The 21072-nt window shown below is 64.0% G+C and carries 18 protein-coding genes; 12 read left to right on the top strand and 6 right to left on the bottom strand.

Translation table 11 applies throughout. The features are described 5' to 3' along the window. Position 1: 1 nt before the first annotated feature. The gene (locus PP4_RS17895; RefSeq protein ID WP_016500599.1) at positions 2-1057 is read right to left on the bottom strand and encodes an AraC family transcriptional regulator; all 1056 of its coding nucleotides are present in this window, start codon (positions 1055-1057) and stop codon (positions 2-4) included. A 244-nt stretch (positions 1058-1301) separates the two neighbouring features. On the opposite strand from PP4_RS17895, the gene PP4_RS17890 reads away from it, so the two are divergent. The 7 genes from PP4_RS17890 to PP4_RS17860 all read left to right on the top strand — a co-directional run bounded on the left by PP4_RS17890 (position 1302) and on the right by PP4_RS17860 (position 11719). Continuing rightward, positions 1302-1868 carry an RBBP9/YdeN family alpha/beta hydrolase gene (locus tag PP4_RS17890; protein WP_016500598.1) on the top strand — a complete coding sequence of 189 codons (567 nt, stop codon included), beginning with the start codon at positions 1302-1304 and terminating at the stop codon, positions 1866-1868. A gap of 82 nt (positions 1869-1950) precedes the next feature. Continuing rightward, entirely contained in the window at positions 1951-3816 is a 1866-nt protein-coding gene (locus tag PP4_RS17885) for a DUF1302 domain-containing protein (RefSeq protein ID WP_016500597.1), read from the top strand. Between the two features lie 33 nt (positions 3817-3849). After that, positions 3850-5208, top strand: a complete 1359-nt coding sequence (locus PP4_RS17880) for a DUF1329 domain-containing protein (protein WP_016500596.1) — start codon at positions 3850-3852, stop codon at positions 5206-5208. Between the two features lie 63 nt (positions 5209-5271). Further along, on the top strand, positions 5272-6348 hold the full coding sequence (locus PP4_RS17875; RefSeq protein ID WP_016500595.1) for a WD40/YVTN/BNR-like repeat-containing protein: 1077 nt from the start codon (positions 5272-5274) through the stop codon (positions 6346-6348). A 30-nt stretch (positions 6349-6378) separates the two neighbouring features. After that, entirely contained in the window at positions 6379-8904 is a 2526-nt protein-coding gene (locus PP4_RS17870) for an efflux RND transporter permease subunit (RefSeq protein ID WP_016500594.1), read from the top strand. 43 nt (positions 8905-8947) lie between these two features. Then, complete coding sequence (locus PP4_RS17865; protein ID WP_041167797.1) at positions 8948-10588, top strand: fatty acid--CoA ligase; 1641 nt, start codon at positions 8948-8950, stop codon at positions 10586-10588. Positions 10589-10651: 63 nt separating this feature from the next. Continuing rightward, complete coding sequence (locus PP4_RS17860) at positions 10652-11719, top strand: BKACE family enzyme (protein WP_016500592.1); 1068 nt, start codon at positions 10652-10654, stop codon at positions 11717-11719. Positions 11720-11946: 227 nt separating this feature from the next. Here PP4_RS17860 and PP4_RS17855 read toward each other — a convergent pair whose 3' ends face one another. The 3 genes from PP4_RS17855 to PP4_RS17845 form a co-directional block, all read right to left on the bottom strand. Then, positions 11947-12261: a helix-turn-helix domain-containing protein gene (locus PP4_RS17855; protein WP_016500591.1), complete on the bottom strand. Its 315-nt coding sequence runs from the start codon at positions 12259-12261 to the stop codon at positions 11947-11949. After that, complete coding sequence (locus PP4_RS17850) at positions 12248-12568, bottom strand: transcriptional regulator (protein WP_172488777.1); 321 nt, start codon at positions 12566-12568, stop codon at positions 12248-12250. Before PP4_RS17850 ends, PP4_RS17855 begins: the two co-directional genes overlap by 14 nt. A gap of 187 nt (positions 12569-12755) precedes the next feature. Continuing rightward, positions 12756-14039 carry an arsenic transporter gene (locus tag PP4_RS17845; protein WP_016500589.1) on the bottom strand — a complete coding sequence of 428 codons (1284 nt, stop codon included), beginning with the start codon at positions 14037-14039 and terminating at the stop codon, positions 12756-12758. Between the two features lie 289 nt (positions 14040-14328). Here PP4_RS17845 and PP4_RS17840 point away from each other — a divergent pair, with 289 nt between their 5' ends. From PP4_RS17840 to PP4_RS17820, 5 genes are all read left to right on the top strand, one after another. Beyond that, positions 14329-16569, top strand: a complete 2241-nt coding sequence (locus tag PP4_RS17840) for a TonB-dependent siderophore receptor (RefSeq protein ID WP_016500588.1) — start codon at positions 14329-14331, stop codon at positions 16567-16569. 157 nt (positions 16570-16726) lie between these two features. Beyond that, positions 16727-17014, top strand: a complete 288-nt coding sequence (locus PP4_RS17835; protein ID WP_016500587.1) for a hypothetical protein — start codon at positions 16727-16729, stop codon at positions 17012-17014. Next, positions 17011-18531 (top strand): PepSY-associated TM helix domain-containing protein, encoded by a 1521-nt coding sequence (locus PP4_RS17830; RefSeq protein ID WP_016500586.1) that lies wholly within the window; start codon positions 17011-17013, stop codon positions 18529-18531. Before PP4_RS17835 ends, PP4_RS17830 begins: the two co-directional genes overlap by 4 nt. Continuing rightward, positions 18528-18866 carry a DUF3325 domain-containing protein gene (locus PP4_RS17825; protein WP_041167796.1) on the top strand — a complete coding sequence of 113 codons (339 nt, stop codon included), beginning with the start codon at positions 18528-18530 and terminating at the stop codon, positions 18864-18866. The genes PP4_RS17830 and PP4_RS17825 overlap by 4 nt, the downstream gene beginning before the upstream one ends. A 111-nt stretch (positions 18867-18977) precedes the next feature. After that, on the top strand, positions 18978-19517 hold the full coding sequence (locus PP4_RS17820) for a histidine phosphatase family protein (protein ID WP_016500584.1): 540 nt from the start codon (positions 18978-18980) through the stop codon (positions 19515-19517). Positions 19518-19520: 3 nt separating this feature from the next. Here the strand turns inward: PP4_RS17820 and PP4_RS17815 are convergent, their stop codons facing one another. Both PP4_RS17815 and PP4_RS17810 read right to left on the bottom strand, forming a co-directional pair. Further along, entirely contained in the window at positions 19521-20306 is a 786-nt protein-coding gene (locus PP4_RS17815) for a sulfite exporter TauE/SafE family protein (RefSeq protein ID WP_016500583.1), read from the bottom strand. 105 nt (positions 20307-20411) lie between these two features. Next, on the bottom strand, positions 20412-21005 hold the full coding sequence (locus PP4_RS17810; RefSeq protein WP_016500582.1) for a helix-turn-helix domain-containing protein: 594 nt from the start codon (positions 21003-21005) through the stop codon (positions 20412-20414). Positions 21006-21072: the final 67 nt, after the last annotated feature.

The raw sequence follows: 21072 nt of genomic DNA, 5'->3' as shown, positions 1-21072 counted from the left end.
GTCAGCGTGCGCTGGTGGTTGCCTGGGCGGCGCTGCGGTTGCGTCTGGTTTGTGTGTGCGGCTCATGCTGCGCACGCCAGGTGGCTGGCGGCTGGCCGAACTGGCTGATGAACCAGCGGGTGAACGAGCTGTGCATGGAATAACCGAGCATGTCGGCGATGCGCCCCAGCGAATAGCCAGGGCTTTCCAGATAGCGCACCACCAGGTCGCGGCGTACGCCGTTGACCAGCTCGCTGAAGGTCGCGCCTTCTTCTTCCAGGCGCCGCTGCAAGGTGCGCACGTTCATGCCCTGGGTTTGCGCGATGTGCTCGATGGTGGCGCGGCCCATGGGCATCAGCAGGAAGATCGCCTTGCGCACTTCCAGCGTGAGCGATGGCAGGTTTTCGTCCTGCAGCAACCCCACATAACGTTGCGCCAGCCGCGCCATGCCTTCGTTGGCCTGGGGGTTGGCGGTGTCCAGGTCGGCCGCCGAGCAGACGATGCCATTGAAGTCGGTGTTGAACTCCAGCTTGCAGCCGAAGATGCGCCGGTGGATGGCCAGGTCAGCGGGGGCGGCGTGGGTGAAGTTGGCGCTGATCGGGTGCCAGTGCGAGCCCAGTAGCGCCGAGCAGAAGCGGTGCATCACGCCGATGGCCAGCTCGATGGCCTGGCGGCTGTGCATCGGCTGGTCGGTGATGACCTCCTGGCGGATGATCACCGTCTTGCCGATTTCCTCGATGTGGATGGCCAGTGCGTTGTTGAGCAGGTGGCGGTACTGCACGATCACCTGCAGGGCGTCACGCAGCGAGTGCTGATGGCTGATCAGCAGGCTGACCTGGCCAAAGTCCGACAACTGGCGCAGTTCGGCCATGCGCAGGCCGAAGGCTTCGCAGCCGCTCAGCCGCGCCGACTCCTCCAGCACGTTGATGGCGGCGGCCACCGGGATGCGTTGATCGGGGGTTTCCAGCAGCGATGCACTGAGGCCGGCCTGAGCCAGCAGGCCATGGCCGTTGAGGCCCAGATGGCGTGAAACTTCCAGGTAATTGGTGAGGGTTGCAGCACGGGCGAGCACGGTCATTTTATTGTTTTCCACGTGATCTTGATGAGCTTCCGCTGCGCTGGCGGGTGGTCTTTTATAGCGGTTGTGTCGTCAGATGCAAAGCCATTTCCGAGCAGCGGAGCCCGGGGCCGGGCGGCACAGCAGCCGTGTCATCAACTGAAAAGTTCGTGACGCGCAATGTAAAGCGGCTGGCAGGGCGACTCTTTACTCTGGCTTCAAGCAGTCGGCAATCGACCGAGTTGACCAGAGCAAGGGCCCTGACGTGGAAAAACTGCAAACCGCCGCAACCGTGCTGATCGTGCCTGGCTTGCGCGACCATGTACCCGAACATTGGCAAACCCTGCTGCAAGCGCGCCTGGGCAAGGTTCGCTCAGTACCACCGCTGCAAATCGACAAGCTCAGTTGCAGCGCCCGCGTCGAAGCGATCGAGCGCGAACTGGCCAGCATCGATGGCCCGGTGATCCTGGTCGCGCACAGCGCCGGTGTGCTGATGGTGGCGCACTGGGCCGCCCGCTATCAACGCCCGATCAAGGGCGCCTTGCTGGCCGCCCCACCGGACCTGGATACCGATTGGCCGGCCAGTTACCCCACCCCCGACACCCTGCGCGCCAACGGCTGGGCGCCGCTGCCAAGCGGCCGGCTGCCATTCCCGAGCCTGGTCGCGGCCAGCCGCAACGATCACCTGGCGGGCTTCGAAGCCGTCGCCCGCATGGCCGACGAGTGGGGCAGCGAGCTGGTCGATCTCGGCGCCGTTGGCCACCTCAACCCGGCCTCTGGCTTCGGCCCGTGGCCACACGCCGAGGCCTTGATCCAGCAACTCGATCGCTAAACCGCGCGGGGCACGCGCACTCAGGGTAAGGCCGGCGCCCGATCGTTGCTGGCACCTTGCACATCCCAAGCAGAGATACCGCATGAACAACAATAAGAACGTTCTCTTCTGCCTTCACCGCCGCAATCTGTTGGCAACGCTGGTGCTGGTCGCCGGGGCGCCGGCTGCCCAGGCATTTCAGCTTGACCTCGCCGACCCTGACTGGAACGTGCGCTTCGACAACACCGCCAAGCTCAGCTACGGCCAGCGGGTCGAGGGCCAGAACGCCAAGGTCGCCCGCACCGCCAACCTCAACGACGGTGACAAGAACTTCAGCGTCGGCAGCGCCGTGACCCAGCGGGTCGACCTGCTGACCGAACTGGACGTGGTGTATCAGGGCAACATGGGTATGCGCGTCAGTGCTGCGAGCTGGTACGACCACGCTTATGACGACGTGGGCTCCAACTCCAACCCGTTTCCCGGCCAGGCGGGCAATGCCGGCAACCTGGTGCTGGCGCGCCCGGCCGGTGGCCTGCCGGCCGGCACTGTGCTGCAGGGCGGCCCGTCCAGGCGCCATGGCCTGAGCAATTACAGCGACCGGTACTACAACGGCCCGTCTGGTGAATTCCTCGATGCCTTCGTGTTCTACAGCACCGAAATCGGTGATGAGTCGATGCTGAGCGGCAAGCTCGGCTGGCACTCGGTGTACTGGGGCGAGACCTTGTTCAACGCCGCCAACGGCATCAACTATGGCCAGTCGGCACTGGACCTGGCCAAGCTGTACAACGTGCCCGGCACCGAAACCAAGGAACTGTTCCTGCCGCGCAAGCAGCTGTCGCTGAGCTACACGATCAACCCGGAACTGACCCTGGCGGCCCAGTACTTTCTCGAATTCGAAAACTCGCGCCTGCCTGAAGGGGGCACCTACATGGGCGCCTACGACATGCTTGGCGACGGTGCCGACATTTTCTGGCTGCCGGTGCCCAACGCGGTCGGCGGTGCTGGTGCCTTCTATGGCGCACCCCGCGGGCATGACATCCGCCCGCGCAACAGCGGCGACTTCGGTGTAATGGCCAAGTGGAGCCCGGAATGGCTCGACGGCACCCTGGGCTTCTACTACCGCAACACCTCCGACCCGACCCCCGCGGTGTTGATCAATGCCCCCAACCTGCACACGGGCAGCCTGGAAGGCACCAGCTACATGACGGCCTATGCCGACGATATCGATATCTACGGCATCAGCCTGGCCAAGAGCGTCGGCCCGGTGAGCGTGGGGCTGGACGTCAACTACCGCGAAAACATGCCGCTGATCAGCAACTTCACCACGATCAACGGGCCGCTGAACGGTGCCCTGGCCGGCACCGCCGGCGGCACCAACCTGATCGGCGAAGTGCCAGGCCACGGTGAAACCGGGCTGGCCCGCGGCAAGACCTTGCATGTGGTACTCAACGGCCTGGTGTCGTTCGGCGCCACGCCGTTGTGGAACGCGTCGTCGCTGGCCGTGGAAGGCGCCATGACCCATCTGGTCAGCGTCGACAAGGGCGAGCAGACCTTCAAGGGCGACGCCAGCTACGAAGGCGTCGACAAGGTCACCACCAACGCCTACACCCTGGCAGTCAACTTCACCCCGACCTGGTTCCAGGCGCTGCCAGGGGTCGATATCACACTGCCGCTGTCCTACAACGTTGGCCTCAAGGGCAACTCGGCCGTGCAGCTGGGCGGTAACGAAGACTCCGGCAGCTACTCGATCGGGATCGCCGCCGACGTTTACCAGAAGTACAAGTTCGACCTGAAGTACGTCGACTCCTTCGGCAAGTTCGATACCTGCGAAACCGGCACCGACAACAACACCCCGGGCACCAACGGGCGCTACCAGTGCATCCCCGGGCAGATCACTTCGCAGGCTGGGCTTGCACCGCTGCTGAAAGATCGCGGCATGGTCACGGCCTCGTTCAAGACCACCTTCTGAAGCTCCTAGTACAACAACAAGCGGAGAAACGCGATGAAGTATCTCAATAGCCTGCTGTCGGCCTCGCTTGCGGTCGTTATTGCCGGTAATGCCCATGCGGCCGCCCCGGCCCAGGACGTCGCCCGGCTGGGCAAGGACCTGACCATGGTCGGCGCCGACAAGGCCGCCAGTGCCGACGGCGCGATCCCGGCCTACCAGGGTGGCCTGAACACCCCGCCTGCCAGCTTCAAGCAGGGCGATACCCTGCGCCCGGACCCCTTCGCCTCGGAGAAACCGCTGCTGGTGATCGACGGCAAGAACGTCGACCAGTACAAGGATTCGCTGACCGCTACCACCGTAGAGCTGGCCAAGCGCTTCCCGAGCTTCCACATCGATGTGTACCCGAGCCACCGCACCGCGGCGTTGCCCAAGGTGCTGCTCGACAACACCCTGAAAAATGCCGCCAATGCCAAGTCCCTGCAGGACGGCATGGCCATCGAAAATGTGCTGCCCGGCGTGCCGTTCCCGATCCCGCAGTCGGGCGCCGAGGCCATGTGGAACCACCTGCTGCGCTACCAGGGCGTGGCACAGAAGGCCAAGTATGACTCCTGGAACGTCGACTCCGCCGGCGTCGCGGCCCTGGCCACCACGGGCCTGGCGTACAACGCCTACCCGATCTACGAAGACTTGAACAAAGTCATCGAGCCCAAGGACATCTACTTCCAGACCAAGCTGTACTTCGAAGGCCCGGCACGTCGCGCCGGTGAGTCGATGATGCTCAAGGACGCCGCCAACCCGCTGGTACAAGAGCGCCGCGCCTGGCAGTACCTGCCTGGGCAGCGCCGGGTGAAGCTGGCGCCGAACCTGGCCTACGACACACCCAACCCAGGCACCGCAGGCTCCGGTACCTTCGACGATGTGTACGTGTTCAACGGTGCGCTGGACCGGTACGACTGGCAACTGCTCGGCAAGAAAGAAATGTACGTGCCGTACAACACCTACAAGCTCACCTACATTCACGACCCGAAGTCCCTGACCACGCCGAACCACCTCTCGCCCGACCAGGTGCGCTGGGAAAAACACCGTGTCTGGGTAGTGGAAGGCACTCTCAAGGGCAATGCCCGCCACATCTATGCCAAGCGCCGCTTCTACCTCGACGAGGACAGCTGGTTCGCGCTGGCTTCCGACCAGTACGACGCCCGTGGCCAGTTGTATCGCGGCTCGTTCAGCTTCTTCACCCAGAGCTACGACGTGCAGATTCCCAACAACAACCCGCACGTGGTCTACGACCTGGTCGGTGGCACCTACAACGTCAACGGCCTGATCGGCCCGCACGGCGGTATCGAGTACATCGCCCCTCTGTCCAAGGCGCAGTGGTCGCCGGAAGCCCTGGCCGGCGCCGGCATTCGCTGATCCCGACGACCCGTCTGGCGGCGGCCTCACGTGGCCGCCGTCAGGTTTTGCAGAGGATGTGGCATGGCTTCTTTGAACAAATATGCGCCGTGGGCGTTGGCAATCACGCTCGCCCTGGGCGGCAGCTGCGGTGTTGCCCAGGCGGCCTATGTCGATGTGCTGGATCTGCCGGCCGAGCCTAGCGCGCTAGCCGTGCACAGCGCCCTGCGCGATGTGGTGCGGGCCGGTGAGCGGCTGGTCGCGGTGGGGCCCCGTGGGCACATCGTGTATTCCGACAACCAGGGCCAGGACTGGCGCCAGGCGAGTGTGCCGGTGAGCGCCGACCTCAATGCCCTGACGTTTCCAACCCCCCAGGAGGGTTGGGCGGTAGGCAACGATGGCGTGGTGCTGCACAGCCGTGACGGCGGTATGAACTGGGCCGTGCAGCTCGATGGCCGGCAGATCGGTGCACTGGTCACGGCCCATTACCAGGCCTTGGCACAGGCCCACCCCGACGATGCGCAATGGCCGCAGTTCGCCGCCGAAGGCCAGCGCCTGGAGCAAGAGGGCGCCGACAAGCCGTTTCTGGGTGTGTGGTTCACCGACGCCCGGCACGGCTACGTAGTGGGTGTGTTCAACCTGATCTTGCGCACCGACGATGGCGGCGAAAACTGGGTGCCGATGCAGGACCGCACCGACAACCCGCAAGGCCTGCATCTCAATGCCATCCGGGCGGTCGGCGATGACCTTTACGTGGCCGGCGAACAGGGCCTGCTGCTCAAGTGGAACACCGGGCAGCAGCGCTTCGTCGCCCTGCCTGGCCCTTACCAGGGCACCTGGTTCGGCATTCTCGGCAAGCCCGGCGAAGTGCTTGCCTACGGCCTGCGTGGCCATGTGGCACGTAGCGTCGACGGCGGCCAGAGCTGGATCAAGGTGGACACCGGGCTGGGCCAGAGCATCACCGCCGCCAGCCTCGACAGCCAGGGTGACTACTGGCTGTTCAGCCAGGCCGGGCATGTGCTGCGCAGCCACGACGGCGGCCAGAGCTTCGCCCTGCAACCGCAGGTGCCAATGGCACCCGTGGCGGCTGCCCTGCAGACCCGCGGCAACGGCACCGTGCTGGTAGGTGAGCGCGGCGTGCGCGTGCTGCCAGCCCGCTAAGACCCACAAGTATTCCAAGAGAGCCTCGTGATGGCCAACATCAAGCAAGACACCATGCCGGTGATCCGCGACCTGCGGGATTTCGATCCACGTTCCGGCAACCTGCTCGAACGCATGATCTTCAACTATCGCCCGCTGTTCATGCTGTTCATGGTGCTGGCCACGCTGGTGCTCGGCTATGTGGCTGTCACCCGCCTGGAACTGCGGCCCAGCTTCGAAAAAATGATCCCGCAGAGCCAGCCCTACATCCAGAACTACCTGGACAACCGCAAGTCGCTGCGCGGCCTGGGCAACTCGGTGCGGGTGGTGGTGGAGAACACCCAGGGCGATATCTTCGACCCCGAGTACCTGGACGTGCTGAAAAAGATCAACGACGAGCTGTTCCTTGCCCAGGGCGTCGACCGTGCCTGGATGAAGTCGTTGTGGAGCCCTGGTGTGCGCTGGACCGAGGTCACGGAAGAGGGCTTCCAGGGTGGCGCGGTGATGCCCGATGACTACCAGGGCAAACCGGCCGACATCGAGCAGCTGCGCCAGAACATCAACCGTGCCGGTATTGTCGGCAGCCTGGTGGCGAGCGACTTCAAGTCCAGCATGCTGGTGGTGCCGCTGCTCGACCACGACCTGGCCACCGGGCGCGGTATCGACTACCGGCAGTTCTCGCAGATGCTCGAACAGCAGTTGCGCGACACGTACGAATACGGCGGTGACAGCAAGGCGCGCGCGTCTGGCAAGGAAGGCGAGGGCAAGTACAAGGTGCGGGTCATCGGGTTTGCCAAGCTGATGGGCGACCTGATCGACGGCCTGATCCAGGTGATGATGTTCTTCGCCCTGGCGGTGGTCACCTCCCTGGTGATCATCTTCCTTTACACCCGCTGCGTGCGCAGTACCCTCTTGGTGGTGTTCTGCTCCCTGGCGGCGGTGGTGTGGCAGTTGGGCATTGTCGGTTGGCTGGGCTATGCCATCGACCCCTACTCGATCCTGGTGCCGTTCCTGATCTTCGCCATCGGCGTGTCGCACGCGGCGCAGAAGATGAACGGCATCATGCAGGACATCGGCCGTGGCACCCACAAGCTGGTGGCGGCGCGCTATACCTTCCGCCGCCTGTTCGTGGCCGGGGTTACGGCGCTGCTGGCGGACGCCGTGGGCTTTGCCGTGCTGATGCTGATCGACATTCCGGTGATCAAGGACCTGGCGATCACCGCCAGCATCGGCGTGGCGGTATTGATCTTCACTTCGCTGCTGTTGATTCCGGTGTCGCTTTCTTACGTTGGCGTTGGCCGCAAGGCGTCGGAGCGTGCCTTGCGTATCGACCAGCGCGCCGCCGAGCACCGGGGCTTTGGCAAGCTGTGGGATGCCCTCGACCGCTTTACCACGCGCAAGTGGGCCACCGGCGCGGTGCTGGTGGCCACATTGCTGGGCCTGGGCGGGTTCTGGGTGAGCCTGGAGCTGAAGATCGGCGACCTCGACAGCGGCGCGCCGGAGCTGCGCGCCGATTCGCGCTACAACCGCGACAACGCCTACATCACCAGCCACTACGCGCTGTCCAGCGACCTGTTCGCGGTGATGATCAAGACCCCGCCGGAAGGCTGCCTGAGCTACAAGACGCTGATCCTTGCCGATCGCCTGGCCTGGCAGTTGCAGCAGTACCCCGGGGTGCAGACCACAGTGTCGCTGGTCAACGCCGTGCGCCAGATCACCGCAGGCTCCTTCGAAGGCAACCCGAAGATGAGCAGCCTGCAGCGCAACCAGGACATGCTCAACTACGCCGCCCAGCAGGCCTCGGTCAACGCCCCGGAGCTGTTCAACACCGATTGCTCGATGATGCCGGTGATCGCCTACCTCAAGGACCACAAGGCCCAGACCCTGGACGACGTGGTGGCCATCGCCGACCGCTTCGCCCGCGAAAACAGCAGCCCCGACCGGCAGTTTCTGCTGGCCGCCGGCAGCGCCGGTATCGAAGCTGCCACCAACATCGTGGTGCGCGAAGCCAACCGCACCATGCTGCTGTTTGTCTACCTGGCGGTCACGCTGTTCTGTCTGATCACCTTCCGCAGCTGGCGCGCGACCTTGGTGGCGCTGTTGCCTCTGGTGCTGACTTCAGTGCTGTGCGAAGCGCTGATGGTGGCCATGGGCATTGGCGTGAAAGTGGCCACCTTGCCGGTGATCGCCCTGGGCGTCGGCATCGGCGTGGACTACGCGCTGTACCTGCTCAGTGTGCAGCTGCACTACCAGCGGCAGGGCCGCACCCTGGGCGAGGCCTACCAGAACGCCGTGGCCTTCACCGGCCGGGTGGTCGGGCTGGTGGGTATCACCCTGGCCGCCGGCGTGGTCGCCTGGGCGTGGTCGCCGATCAAGTTCCAGGCCGACATGGGCATCCTGCTGACCTTCATGTTCCTCTGGAACATGCTCGGCGCACTGCTGCTGATCCCGGCCCTGTCGCACTTCCTGCTGCCGGACAAGCGCTTTGTCGCAGCGGCCCCCGCGCATTGCGAAGCCGCACCTGCGCCTCGTGACAGTGCCCCGGTACCACGCGCGCAAGCGCGGGTGCAGGCGTAGTCAGCTCTTAGTCGATTCGAACATGGAAACTGGAACCAACGTCATGGCCAAGACAAAAATAATGCCGCCGGCAGCCGGCGCCTATGCCTACCCCTTGCTGATCAAACGCCTGCTGATGTCGGGTGTGCGGCACCAGCCGGACCAGCAGATCGTCTACGCCGACACGCTGCGCTACAGCTACCGCGAGCTCGAGCAGCGGGTGCGGCGCCTGGCCAACGTGCTGCGCGCGGCCGGCGTGCAGGCCGGTGACACCGTTGCGCTGCTGGACTGGGACAGCCACCGTTCGCTGGAATGCTTCTTCGCCGTGCCGATGATTGGCGCGGTGCTGCACACAGTGAACATTCGCCTGTCGCCGGAGCAGGTGGCCTACACCATGAACCACGCAGGGGATGACCTGGTGCTGGTGCATGACGACTTCGTGCCGCTGCTGGAGCAGCTGCACGGCCAGCTGGGCACGGTCAAAGGCTACCTGCAACTGACGGACGGGGAGGCTGCGGCCACGTCGCTGCCGGTGCTCGGCGAGTACGAAGCGCTGCTGGATGCAGCCAGCGCCGAGGCCGATTTCGAGGACTTCGACGAGCAGTCGGTGGCCACGCTGTTCTACACCACCGGCACCACCGGCAACCCCAAGGGGGTGTACTTCTCGCACCGCCAGCTGGTGCTGCACACCCTTAACCAGTTAGGCACCTTCGCCGCCTACGACGGCCAGCCTTTGCTGCGCTCCAGCGACGTGTACATGCCGATCACCCCGATGTTCCATGTGCACGCCTGGGGCGTGCCCTACACGGCCACGATGCTGGGCATCAAGCAGGTGTATCCGGGCCGCTACGAGCCGGACAAGCTGGTGCGCCTGTACCGCGATGAGGGGGTGACGTTCTCCCACTGCGTACCCACTTTGCTGCAGATGATGCTCGACAGCGAGCAAGGCCGGCACACCGATTTCAGCCGCTGGAAGATCCTGCTCGGTGGCAGCGCGCTTACCCACGGCCTGGCGCGCCAGGCCAGCGAGCGCGGCATGCTGATCTTCAGCGGTTACGGCATGTCGGAAACCTGCCCGCTGCTGACCCTGACCCACCTGCGCGACGAAGACCTGGCCTTGCCGATGGGCGAGCAGGTGGCGCAGCGGATCAAGACTGGCGCCCCGGTGGCGATGGTCGACCTGCGCATCGTCGATGCGGCGGGCGTCGAGGTGGCCCACGACGGTGAGTCGCTGGGCGAGATCGTGGTGCGTTCGCCGTGGCTGACCCAGGGGTACCTGCACGAGCCGGAAAAGGGTGCCGAACTGTGGCAGGACGGTTGGCTGCACACCGGCGACATGGGCTCGATCGACCGCCACGGGGTGCTGGAGATCAAGGACCGCATCAAGGACGTGATCAAGACCGGCGGTGAGTGGATCAGTTCGCTGGCGCTGGAAAACCTGATCAGCCAGCACGCGGCGGTCAATGCCGTGGCGGTGGTGGGCATTCCCGACGAGCACTGGGGCGAGCGGCCGATTGCGCTGGTGGTGTGCATGCCGGGTGACAGCCTCGACCAGGTAGGGCTCGAAGCGCACCTGAAGCAGTTTGTCGACAGTGGCCAGATCAACAAGTGGGCGATTCCGCGTCAGGTGCACTTCGTGGCGGACATACCCAAGACCAGTGTCGGCAAGATCAACAAGAAGCTGATCCGCGAGATGCATTGCTGAAACCCGATAGCCGTCGGTCTGTACCGACACTTTTCCAATAATCACAATATAAGGAACACCCCCATGAACTTCCTTGATGGCCACCTGTTCACCGAGAACCAGCAGCCGTTGATCATCACCGCAGCGCCCTACGCGCCTTCCTGGGTGCCGTCCGACTTCCCCGAGGACATTCCGGTGACCATGGCCGAGCAGGTACAGAAGGCCGTGGATTGCTACAACGCCGGTGCCACGGTACTCCACCTGCATGTGCGCGAGCTGGATGGCAAGGGCTCCAAGCGCCTGTCCAAGTTCAACGAGTTGATTGCCGGTGTGCGTGAAGCGGTACCGGAAATGATCATCCAGGTGGGTGGCTCGATCAGCTTTGCCCCTGAGACCGAAGGCGCTGCGGCCAAGTGGCTGAGCGACGATACCCGCCACATGCTGGCCGAACTCGACCCCAAGCCCGATCAGGTCACGGTGACGGTCAACACCTCGCAGATGAACGTGGTCGAGCACTGGGGCTACCAGGATGTGCGCGGGACTTCGATGGAAGACCCGGCGGTGTATGAGGCCTACAAGGAAATGACCGTGCCCGCGCAGCCCGGCTGGGTCGAGGAGCACGTGCGCCGCCTGAGCGCCGCCGGTATCCAGAGTGCCTTCCAGTGCTACAACCTGAACAGTTTCGAGTCGGTCGAGCGCCTGATGCGTCGTGGCATCTACAAAGGCCCGCTGGTGATGAACTGGGTGGCCATCGGCGGCGGCATGGACGTACCGAACATCTACAGCCTGGCCAACATCGTGCGGGCCGTGCCGGACGGCGCCGTGCTCACCGTGGAAAGCTCGATGCGCAACGTGTTGCCGATCAACATGATGGGCATCGCCATGGGCCTGCACGTGCGCTGCGGCATCGAGGACAACCTGTGGAACCAGGCGCAGACCGAGAAGATGTCCACGGTGCAGCAGATCGAACAGCTGGTGCGCATTTCGCGCGAGTTCGGTCGGCCGATCGCCACCGCCAAAGAGGCTCGTGAAATCAGCAAGATCGGCGTGTTCTACGACACCGTCGAAGAGAGCCTGCAGGCCAATGGTTTCGCGCCAAACCGCAATGGCGGCCAGCAGGGTTTCTTGCGCAAGACGGCTGACCCCGTGTGATCCCCGCCACGTTTGACGTGATCCTCCGCAGGGCGGCCGTGCTGGCAGCCCTGTGGGCATCCGGCTCGATCCACAACAAGGATAATGGTTGGAGAAAGGCTTGGCGCTGGCGGAAGCTGTGCTCCAAGGGTTGGAGCTAGGTTGAGTGATGCTCGGCAGGGCCGCAGAAGCGGCCCATTTCACATTTCGCAGCAGGGTTCGAGGGCCGCAGTGACCCTCAGGCCACCTTAGCGCGATTGTAGAACTTCGCGAAATACATCCGGGCGTGAGGCGGCAATTTGCAATAAAGATCGCGCCGCGCCAGACGGCAGGCGCCTACCTTGCTCCCATTCCTGAAGGGTGCGCACCGAAACTCCCAGCATTTCGGCAAATCTTGACTGGGAAAGCCCCGTTTTGCTCCGCGCCTCGGCGGCCTCTGTCACCTCAACCTGATGTGTTGCACCATAGCGGCCAGCCTTCACGTCGCGTATGGACTCCAGGAGTTCTTCACCAATGTTACGGTTGGCGTCGCGCAGCATCAGCTCTTTTTCAGTCAGGGGCATGGTTGAGCTCCTTGGCAATCTTGCGCAGCATGTGCGCGGGTATATTTTCGGTAGCGCTCTTGCAGTAAATGAGCAAAACGACCAGTGCGCCATTGGCGAGGTGGGCCGTGTAAATCACCCGCAGTGCTCCCCGCTTGCCTTTACTATCCAGGCTCCAGCGCACCTTGCGGCATCCTCCTGAACCGGGGATCACAGACCCGGCATCAGGATCATTCGCAAGGTAGGACATGAATGCTCCGTGCTCGTCTTCAGTCCAGTAATCAGGCCATAGTCTTGAAAAAATTGGCGCTTCAATGATTGTCAGCATACTGCATCCCTACGTCTTTGACGTAGGAATTTTGCGTTTCTCGGCTGGTATACGAAAGTGGGAGGTTGTATCGAGTGGTTGCTGTTAAGCCCGTTCGCTGTGACATCGGCGGGGCCGTTGTGCGCGGCCCATCGCAGGCAAGGCAGCACCTGCAGCGGCCGCGGAAGCCTGCCGCTGCTCGGCAACCTCAAAAACTCAACCGCAGTGCCAGGGCCGCCAAGGTCGCCAGCAGCACTGGCACCGTCAGCAGTACGCCGACCTTGAAGTAATACCCCCAGCCGATCACCACCCCTTTGCGCGCCAGCACATGCAGCCACAGCAACGTGGCCAGGCTGCCGATCGGGGTGATCTTCGGCCCCAGGTCGCAGCCGATGACATTGGCGTAGATCATCGCCTCGCGCACCACGCCCTGGGCTTCGCTGGCATGGATGGACAAGGCGCCGATCAGCACACTGGGCAGGTTGTTCATCAGCGACGAGAGCAGCGCCGCAATCAGCCCGGTGCCCAGCGTAGCCGCCCACAGCCCATGCCCGGCGAGCCAGTCCAGTACCCCGGCAAGGGCGTCAGTCAGGCCGGCATTGCGCAGCCCGTACACCACCAGGTACATCCCCAGCGAGAACACCACGATCTGCCACGGTGCTTCGCGCAGCACGCGGCGGGTTGAAATCACGTGGCCGCGGGCGGCCACGGCAAACAGCACGGCGGCGCAGGCCGTGGCCACCGCGCTGACCGGGATGCCCAGCGGCTCCAGCACGAACAGCGCGGCCAGCAACACCACCAGTACCACCCAGCCCGCACGGAACGTGGCGCGATCGCGCACTGCCAGGGCAGGCAACTGCAGGTCGTCGGTGGCGTACCGCAACGGGATGTCACGGCGAAAATACAGCCACAGCACCAGCAGCGTGGCCGCTACCGCCACCAGGTTCACCGGCACCATCACGGCGGCGTAGGCGTTGAAGCCGAGCCCGAAGTAGTCCGCCGACACGATGTTTACCAGGTTCGATACCACCAATGGCAGGCTTGCGGTGTCGGCGATAAAACCGGCGCCCATCACGAACGCCAGGGTTGCCGTGGGGGAAAAGCGCAGCGCCAGCAGCATCGACATGACGATGGGGGTAAGGATCAGTGCTGCGCCATCGTTGGCGAACAGCGCGGATACCGCTGCCCCCAGCAGCACCATGAAGGCAAACAGGCGACGCCCGTCGCCTCGGGCCCAACGCGCCACATGCAGCGCCGTCCAGGCGAAGAAACCGGCTTCGTCCAGCAACAGGCTGATGACGATCAGGGCGATGAAGGTGGCGGTGGCGTTCCAGATGATTGCCCAGACGGTGGGGATATCGTGCAGTGACACCACACCGCACAGCAGGGCCAGAAGCGCACCGAAGGTGGCGCTCCAGCCGACGCCGAGGCCTTTGGGTTGCCAGATGACCAGGGTCAGGGTGAACAGGAAAATCAGCGTGGCTGGGAGCATGAACAGATGGCTCGGGTTAGAGGAAGGCAATTGTAGCCAGTGCAGGAGCCAATTACTCCAGCATGACCAGGATTCTGTGTGAGCGGGAATACGGCGCTCTACCGCGCGCTTCAGCAAAGTTCGGTTACAAACATGTAAACTTCGTAAATACGATTTACTCTCATTTGCGATTCCCTATATTTACCACCCCTGTTGGCCACCAGACTGTGTTTGCGAGGCCGGTGGGCGAGAGCTCCCGGTTTCCGACAGGGATGTGCCGTTTCGCTCATGAATCGCAGGAGATGTACCCATGCAGTGCAGAACTTCACCCAACAGCCTGGCCTTGGCGTTCGTTGCGCTGGCGTCACCGGCCATGGTCGCCACCGCGGCCCAGGCTGAAGAGCAGCGCACGGGTGAGGTGCTGGAAGTGCCGGTTGCCGACAACGCGCTGGTGATTCAGGACACCCTGATCACCGCCGAGCGCGAGGCGCGTCAGGCCTTGGGTTCGTCGATCATCACCGCCGACGACATCAAGCGCCACCCGCCATCCAATGACCTGTCCGATATCATCCGCCGCGAGCCCGGCGTCAACCTGACCGGCAACAGCGCCAGCGGCGCACGCGGCAACAACCGCCAGATCGACCTGCGCGGCATGGGCCCGGAAAACACCCTGATCCTCATCGATGGCAAGCCCTCCAGCGCCCGCAACGCGGTGCGTTATGGCTGGAACGGTGACCGTGATACCCGGGGTGAAACCAACTGGGTGCCCGCCGAGGCAGTCGAGCGTATCGAGATCCTGCGCGGCCCGGCCGCCGCTCGCTACGGCTCCGGCGCCATGGGTGGGGTGGTGAATATCATCACCAAACGCCCCACCGACGAGCTCAAGGGCAGCGTCAGCCTGTTCACCCAGTTGCCGGAAGACAGTGCCGAGGGTGCCAGCCGCCGCGCCAACTTCAACCTCGGTGGCGGCCTCACCGATAACCTTGGTTTCCGGCTGTTCGGCGGCCTGGCCAAGACTGACGCTGACGACCTCGATATCAACGCCAGCCACGCCAACAGCGCACTGGTTGCCGGCCGTGAGGGTGTGCGCAACAAGGACATCAACGGCCTGCTCAGCTGGAAGCTGAACGATGAGCACCGCTTCGAAGCCAGTGCAGGCTACAGCCGGCAGGGCAATATCTATGCTGGCGACACCATGAACAGCAACGGCGGCAGCGACGTCGCACTGATTTCCAGCCTGTATGGCCACGAAACCAACGTCATGCAGCGCAGCACCTACGACCTGACCCACCTGGGCGACTTCACCTGGGGTACCAGCAAGACCACGCTGGCCTACGAATACGTGCGCAACTGGCGCCTCAACGAGGGTTTGGCCGGTGGCCCGGAAGGGGCGATCAACGACAGCGGCGCGGCGATGTCGCGGTTGCGCAACACGCGCTTGAACAGTGAGGTCAACTTGCCGTTCGCCCTGGGTAGCACCGAGCATGTGCTGACCCTGGGGGGCGAGTACCTGTACGAGTCGCTCAACGACCAGGGCTCGTTCCGTCCGCAGAGCTTCGACCCGAGTGGCTCGGGCAATGACGCGATCAGCGGTTTCGACCGCAGCGAATCGAAGATGACCGCCAAAAGTTACGCGTTGTTCGTCGAGGACAATATCGTCATCGGCGACACGACGGTGACGCCTGGCTTGCGTTTTGACCATCACGAGATGTTTGGCGACAACTTCAGCCCCAGCCTGAACCTGTCGCACAAGCTCACCGAGGCGCTGTCGGTCAAAGGCGGCATTGCTCGCGCGTACAAGGTGCCAAACCTGTACCAGTCCAACCCCAATTACCTGCTCTACAGCCGCGGCCAAGGCTGCAGTGTGCAGCAGACCAACTCCGGTGGTTGCTACCTGCAGGGTAACGCCGACCTCAAGCCGGAAATCAGCGTCAACAAAGAGATTGGCCTGCTGTACGACCGCGGCACCTGGCGTACCAGCGCCACCTACTTCCGCAATGACTACAAGAACAAGATCATCGGCGGTACCGATGTGCTCTATGCCATCAACAGCGGCCGCCGCGTGACCCAGTGGGAAAACGCAGGCAAGGCGCGGGTGGAAGGTATCGAAGGCAACTTCTTCATCGAGCTGACGCCGACCCTGGACTGGAACACCAACCTGACCTGGATGCTCGACAACGACAATCGCGAGACTGGCGAACCGCTGTCGGTGATCCCGGAATATACCGTCAACACCACCCTGGACTGGCGCGCCACCGAGCAGCTGTCGTTCCAGGTGGCGGGTACATACTTCGGTAAACAGAAGTCGCCGACCTACAACTACCGCACCCAGCAAGACTACGACCAGGCCGCGCAGCAGGACGTCGAGGCCTATGGCCTGGTGGACGTGAGCGCGGGGTACAAGTTCAACGCCAACTACGACGTGCGGGTGGGCGTGAACAACGTGTTCGACAAGCAGATCCTGCGTGGCGGCAACGCCAGCAGTTCGGGGGCCAACACGTATAACCAGCCGGGCAGGGCGGTGTTTGCCGCGCTGAATATCAACTTCTGATCCAAGGGGCCGCTATGCGGCCCAATCGCCGGCAAGCCAGCTCCCACAGGTCCCGCACAGCCCCTGAACCCTGTGCGGCACCTGTGGGAGCTGGCTTGCCGGCGATTGGGCTGCGCAGCAGCCCTGGCCTCATCGCCGGACCTCAAGGAACCCTCCGATGATCAAAGCCCCTGCCTGGCTACAACTACTCTCCCGCAGCGCCGCCGCGTTGCTCGGCGGCTACGCCCTCAGCTACGCCGCCAGTGCCTGCCTGGCCCGCATCCTGCCGCTATCTGCGGCCGATGCGGTCATTGTTGCGACCCTGCCGTCGTTCATTTTTTACACCGTCGCCATCCTCTGGGCCTTCGCCTGCCGTGATGCCCTGCGCGCCTGGGCGCCACTGGCACTGGCTGCGCCCCTTGCCCTGATCGGTTTCTGGCCGCAGGTAATGGAGCGGCTGGCATGAAGAACACTTTCACCCAATCGATGGCCTGGCTGCACACCTGGGCCGGGCTGATCTCCGGCTGGCTGTTGTTCGCCATCTTCGTCACCGGCACCCTGGCGGTGTTCGACAAGGAGCTCAACCACTGGATGCAGCCGGAAATCCCGGCCACCCAGGTGTCCCAGGCCGACGCTGCCCGGCGCGCTATCAACTACCTGCAGGCCCATGAACCACAGGCTGGCAACTGGGGTATCAGCCTGCCGAGCGAGCGCGCGCCAGGGCTGCGCGTTTCTACGGGCGAGCGCCGCCACGGCGGTGGCGTGCAGCTGGACCCGCGCACCGGCGAGGCCATCGAGGTGCGCGACAGTGTCGGCGGCAACTTCTTCTTCCGCTTCCACTTCACCCTCGACCTGCCACGCAACTGGGGTATTTTCGTGGTCGGTGCGCTGGCGCTGGTGATGCTTGCGGCACTGGTGACCGGCATCGTCATCCACAAGAAGATCTTCAAGGAATTCTTCACCTTCCGGCCGAACAAGGGCCAGCGCTCGTGGCTGGATTTCCACAACGCCAGTGCGGTGCTGTTGCTGCCGTTCCACCTGATGATCACCTACACCGGCCTGGTGATCTTCATGCTCATCTACATCCCCGCCGGGGTCGATGCGCTCTTTGCCGGCGACGCACGCGCCTACTTCCAGGCCCAAGGCAATGCTCGCGTGGAACAGCCCCGTGGCTTGGCCAGGCAGCCGGCCGCGCTGGTGGACGTAGCACCGCTGCTGGCCCAGGCCGAGGCCCGGCTGGGGCCGATTGGCGGCTTGAATATCCGCAACCCGAACACGGCGGCGGCGCGCGTCGAAATCCGCCCCGAACTGGGCAACCGCATCGCGCTGGCCAAGGGGCAAGCCATGGTCTTCGATGGCGTCAGCGGGCAATTGCTCAGCGACGTGCCTGAGTGGCGCGCGGTGCCTTTGACCCAGCGGGTCATGGTTGGCCTGCACTTCGCGCAGTTCGGCGGCTATCCGATGCGTTGGCTGTACTTCGTGTGCGGGCTGGTCAGCTGCCTGATGATCGCCAGCGGCCTGGTGCTGTTCTGCGTGAAGCGCGGGCGCAAGTATGCCAGCGCCACTGCCGATGCTTCGGCACGGCGCTGGTACCGGGTGGCCGAGGTGTGCAACGTGGGCTTCATCAGCGGTTTGCTGCTGGCGTGTGTCGGGCTGCTGTGGGCCAGCCGCTTGTTGCCGGTGGAACTGGCACAGCGGGAGAGCTGGGAAGTACGTGCGTTCTTTGGTGTATGGCTGCTGGCGCTGTTGCATGCGGGTGTCAGGCCGGCACGCCGGGCATGGGCCGAGCAACTGTTGCTGACGGCGTTGCTGTGCATCGGCCTGGGTGCGTTTGGCGGCCTCGAAGATGCCATGCGCCTGGGCGTAGCGGCCTGTGCCTTGGTACTGGGCGTGTTGGTTGGGCTGGTGGCCTGGCGGGTGCGGCAAGCACAACCGGTGCAGCAGAAGGCCCGGGCAGGGCGGCGACAGGAGGCCGAGGCATGATGATGTGGATTGCAGGCGCAGTGTTGTTCGCTTATGCCGGTATGCTCGGGCTGTGCCAGGGGCTGGAGCGGCATTACAAACAGGTGTGGAATCGCACCTGCCCGCGCGCGTGGAGGATCGGCCTGCGCAGTGCCGGTTGGTTGGCGTTGCTGGCGAGCCTGAAGCTATGTGCCCAGGCCTGGGGCTGGGCCATGGGGCCGGTGGCCTGGTTCGGCGTGCTGTCGCTGGCGGGGTTGGTGCTGGTGATGTTGTTGCCGTACTGGCCGCGGCTGGCGGTGGGATTGGTGGGGGCGCTGCCGGTGTGGGGTTTGGTGCAGGTGGTTACCCATCTCTGAACTGAACGGGCCTGCAATGTATACGCGTTTGTGCGGGCGGCGACATTGTTGCAGCCAAAAGCCTCGCAGCATGCTAAACCATGGGCCCCTGCCCGCTGCGAGAGAGCCCCGGTGAAAGCCGTCCGCCTGACCCTGATCTGCCATGCTCTGACCCAGGCCCAGAAGACTGGGCGCCTGCACCGTGCAGATGACGGCATCTTGCCGTTGACCCAACACCCCGACGCCATCGTGCCCGGCATGCAGGTGCTGACTGCGCCAGAGCGGCGAGCCTGCGAGACGGCGGCGTGGTTGTCGGGGCTGGCGCAGAGCGAGCCGGCATTGGCCGATTGCGACCTGGGGCGTTGGCAGGGTTTGCCGTTGAAGCAGTTGCAATCTGAACAACCGCAGGCGTTGGCAGACTGGCTGCAGGACCCGGCCAGTGCGGTCCATGGTGGGGAGTCGTTTGCTGCGCTATGCCAGCGTGTGGCCAGCTGGCTGGCGGCTTTCGACACGCCGGGTGAGTGGCTGGCGGTGACTCACCCGATGGTCATGCGCGCCGTGCTGGTACAGGTGTTGGGGTGCCCGATGCAGGCCAGCCAGCGTATCGACGTGCTGCCGCTTTCGCGCCTTGAGCTGAGCTTTACCGGGCAGTGGCGCCTGCGCCTGGGCTGAAGGTCAGAACGCCAGCTTGTAGCCGATCAGCAGCAGCATCGCCGCCAGGCATGGACGCAGCACGCGGTCGGAGATCCGTCCGGTGAGGTGGCTGCCCAGGTAAATGCCCGGCAGCGAGCCCAGCAGCAGGTAACCCAGCAACGACCAGTCCATGTTGCCCATGCCGGCGTGGCCCAGGCCTGCTACCAGGGTGAGCGGCACGGCGTGAGCGATTTCGGTACCGACCAGGCGGCGCGTGACCAGAAACGGGTACAACAGGAACAGCGCCACCGTACCCAGTGCGCCAGCACCGATGGAGGTGAGGGTAACCATTACCCCCAGTACCACGCCAGTAAACACGGTAAGGGTGTTCAGGCTACGGTCGCTGAGGTGGTAGTGGTCACCGGCATGGCGGCTGGCGAAAGCCTGCAGGCGCGATTTGAACAGGATGGCCAGCGCGGTCAGGATCAGTACCACCGCCAGGCCCTGCTTGATGATGGCGTTGAGCGCCGAGGTGTCGGTGTGCAGGGTGTTGAGGAACCACAGCGTCAGCGCTGCGGCGGGCACGCTGCCCAGGCTGAGCAGGCCGGTGATCTTCCAGTCGATGTTCTTGTGGCGCGCATGCACCCAGACGCCACTGGCCTTGGTGATTGCCGCGTAGAGCAGGTCGGTACCGACGGCCGTCGCCGGGCTGATGCCAAACCACAACAGGATCGGGGTCATCAGCGAGCCGCCACCGACGCCGGTCATGCCGACGATGAAACCCACGACCAGGCCCGCAATGGTGAAACCGAAAGAACCTACATCCATACGCTACTCGACTGCCCATCTTTGCCCGTTATCGGATGCAGCCAGCATATAGATTTTTTTATAGCCAAATAGACTTGTTCGTTATTAGGTTATAACCGGGCGCCTTCAGCGATCGGTCATCACCACCATCACATGCGCGTCCCCGCCATCCTCGCTTTCCGACAGGTAGATGTGCCCCACCTGGCTGTCGAAGTACGCGGTTTCCTGCGGCCCGATGCTCACGGCTTCCCCGGTTTCGAACTCGATGCGCACGCGCCCGCTCAGCACCAGGGCGAACTCTTGCCCGGGGTGGCGGATAAAGTCGTCGAACTGGCCCCGTTCGCGGGCGATGATGCGGGCATAGGCCGGGGTCATGCGCCGCTCGGGGAAGTCGCCAGCAATGGGGTGGTAGTCGTAGGTGCCGGTGGGGTACCCCGCCGCTGCAGGTAGCGAGTCGACCACCACGGTCACCGGCACCGGGGTGGTGACCGTACCGCCGGCGCGAAACAACTGGGCAATGTCGACATTCAACGCCCGTGCGGCGGCAGCCAGCTTCTCGTAGCTGACCGAGACTTGTGCCAGCTCCATCTTCGACAGGGTGGACACCGGTACGCCACTGGCTTCGGACAATTGCTTGAGTGTCATCTGGCGCGCCTTGCGCACCTGGCGCAGGCGCTGGCCGACTACAGTGCGGTCAAGCAGGGGTAGGGCAGCGGGCATTCAGGGCTCTCGGCATACGGCGTGGGTCGGGCATCTTACCTTGGACACTTGCGTATTTCTAAATTCT

The organism is Pseudomonas putida NBRC 14164 (assembly GCF_000412675.1).
GTDB lineage: Bacteria > Pseudomonadota > Gammaproteobacteria > Pseudomonadales > Pseudomonadaceae > Aquipseudomonas > Aquipseudomonas putida.
This window is presented reverse-complemented; position numbering and strand designations above follow the sequence as displayed.